Source organism: Phenylobacterium sp., assembly GCF_035276905.1.
Lineage (GTDB): Bacteria > Pseudomonadota > Alphaproteobacteria > Caulobacterales > Caulobacteraceae > Phenylobacterium.
The window spans coordinates 1-2,590 of the sequence record NZ_DATELG010000058.1; the positions used below are offsets into that span (position 1 = coordinate 1).

General features: G+C 73.8%; 3 protein-coding genes. 2 read left to right on the forward strand and 1 reads right to left on the reverse strand.

What is annotated here, in order from left to right; genetic code table 11:
• Nucleotides 1-706, forward strand: a 706-nt coding sequence (locus VJS38_RS02330) for an SDR family NAD(P)-dependent oxidoreductase (RefSeq protein WP_324086540.1), incomplete at its 5' end; no start/stop codon positions are given.
• Here the strand turns inward: VJS38_RS02330 and VJS38_RS02335 are convergent.
• Nucleotides 707-1,450 (reverse strand): alpha/beta hydrolase, encoded by a 744-nt coding sequence (locus tag VJS38_RS02335; RefSeq protein WP_324086541.1) that lies wholly within the window; start codon nt 1,448-1,450, stop codon nt 707-709.
• Nucleotides 1,451-1,524: 74 nt separating this feature from the next.
• Here VJS38_RS02335 and VJS38_RS02340 point away from each other — a divergent pair.
• Nucleotides 1,525-2,590 (forward strand): glycosyltransferase family 4 protein (locus VJS38_RS02340; protein ID WP_324086542.1); only part of this gene is annotated, 1,066 nt, incomplete at its 3' end.

Here is a 2,590-nt window from a genome sequence, read left to right on the forward strand (position 1 = left end):
CGAGGTGCTGGCGGGCGCGCGCGCCGTTCTGGTCAGCGCGCCGCCGACCGCCGACGGCTGTCCGGCGCTGCCGGTGCTGGTCCCGGCGGTCGCCCGCGCCGGCGCCTTCCCCGACTGGATCGGCTACCTCTCGACCACCGGCGTCTACGGCGACCGGCGCGGCCGCTGGGTGTTCGAATCCAGCCGGCTGGCGGCCCAGTCGGTCGAGGGCGCCCGCCGCGTCGGCGCCGAGCGCGACTGGCGGCAGGTCGGCCGCGGCATGGGGCTGACGGTGACGGCCTTCCGCCTGCCGGGCATCTACGGCCCCGGCCGCTCGAGCCTGGACCGCCTGCGCGAGGGCCGGGCTCTCCGGATCACCAGCCCCGAGCACGTCTTCTCGCGCATCCACGTCGACGACCTGGCGGCGGGCCTGGAGGCCTCGATCGAGCGCCCCCGCGCCGGGGCGGCCTACAATCTCTGCGACGACGAGCCGTGCCCGAACAGCGAGGTGGTGGCCTACGCCGCGCGCCTGCTGGGCCTGCCGCTCCCGCCCGAGGTTCCGCTCGCCGAGGCCAGGCTGCCGCCGGCGGCGCTGCGCTTCTACGCCGAGAGCAAGCGGGTCTCGAACGCCCTGGCCAAGGCCGAGCTCGGCTGGCGGCCGATGTACCCGACCTATCGCGAGGGGCTGAGGGCGGTGCTGGCGGCGGAGAGCTCTTCCCGCCCTTGATTAAGGGAGGGACGAAAGCTCGGCCACCAACCGCGCGAGGTCCTGCGGCCGCGACAGCCGGTGATCGCCGTCCTTGATCAGGCTGAAAACCACGTCCTGGCTCTTGATCGCCTGCGCCAGCTGCAGCGCGTGACGCCAGGGCACGTCGGGGTCCTCGCCGCCCTGCAGGACGCGCACCGGCGCGGCGATCGGCACGGAAGCGTCGAGGATCGACCAGCGCGCGCCGTCCTCCAGCAGCGCGAGGGTGATCGGGTTCGGGTCGCCGTATTCGGACGGCTGCATCCAGACGCGGGCTTCGCGCAGGGCGATCAGGGCCTCGGGCGGGAAGCTGGCCGGCATCAGCTTCGTCGTGAAGTCGGGCGCGGGCGCGACCAGCACCATGCCGCAGATCCGCTCGGGCCTGGCCAGCGCCGCCAGGCAGGCGATCCAGCCGCCCATCGAGGAGCCCACCAGCACCAGCGGCCCCTCGGTCATCTCGTCGATCACCGCCAGGGCGTCCTCGCGCCAGCGGGTGATGGTCCCCTGCACGAAGGCGCCGGAGGACTCGCCGTGGCCGAAATAGTCGAAGCGCAGGTAGCCGCGCCTGTTGGCCTTCGCCCAGTCGGCCAGGGCCTCGGCCTTGGTCCCGGCCATGTCGGAGCGGTAGCCGCCCAGCCAGACCACCGTCGGCCCCTTCCCCGCCACCCGCCGCCAGGCCAGCCGCTCGCCGTCCGGGCGGGGCAGAAATCCGCTCGTCTCGCTCATCCCTTCTCCTAGCGCGGGCGGCCGCGTCCGTCTGCGCCCTTTACGCGATGGCTTTTGCCGCTAAGGGAGGGGCCGTGGCGCTTCCTCCCGACTTCACCCTGCTCCAGGTGGTCCCCGAGCTCGAGACCGGGGGCGCGGAGCTGAGCGCGCTGGAGATCGCGCGGGCGGTGACCAAGGCCGGCGGCCGCGCGCTGGTGGCCAGCCGCGGGGGGCGGATGGTCGCGCGGCTGGAGGCGGACGGCGGGCGCTTCGAGCAGATGCCGGCGCACTCGAAGAATCCGCTGGTGATCCTCGGCAACGCCGCGCGCCTGGTGGACCTGATCCGCCGCGAGAAGGTCAGCCTGGTCCACGCCCGCTCACGCGCGCCGGCGTTTTCGGCGCTATGGGCGGCGCAGGCGACGAAGACGCCGTTCGTCGCCACCTACCACGGCATCTACAAGGCCCAGAGCGGGCTCAAGCGCTGGTACAATGCGGTGATGACCCGCGGCGACCTGGTGATCGCCAACTCCGCGTTCACCCGCGCCCACGTGCTCGCCGAGCACCGCATCGACCCGGCCAGGGTGGTGGCGATCCCCCGCGGCGTCGACCTCGACAGGTTCGATCCGGCCCACATCGCGCCTGAGCGGGTCGACGCCCTGCGCCAGGCCTGGGGCGTGGCCGCGGGCGATCCCCGGACGAAGATCCTGCTCGCCGGCCGGCTGACGCGGATCAAAGGCCAGCTGACGATCATCGAGGCGGCGGCCCGGCTGACGGCCGAGGGCCGTTCGGACTTCCTGATCCTCTTCGCCGGCGACGACCAGGGGCGCAGCGACTATCGCCAGGAGCTGACGGCGGCGATCGAACGCGCCGGTCTTCAGGAAGCGATCAGGATTGTCGGCCACTGTGACGACATGCCCGCCGCCTTCATGCTCTGCGACCTGGCGCTGCTGCCCACCACCGTGCCGGAATCCTTCGGCCGCGCGGCGGTCGAGCCGCAGGCGATGGGCCGTCCGGTGATCGCCGCGGCGCACGGCGGAACCATGGAGACGGTGGTCGACGGCGAGACCGGCTGGCTGGCGCCCCCGAGCGACGCCGGGGCCTGGGCCGCGGCGCTCGCCCGCGCCATCGATGTGGGGCCGGGCGGCCGCGCGCGGATGGGCC

What these genes read in the sequence shown, in the direction of transcription:
- VJS38_RS02335 (WP_324086541.1), bottom strand. Translation starts at nt 1,450, where the DNA reads ATGAGCGAGACGAGCGGATTTCTGCCCCGCCCGGACGGCGAGCGGCTG.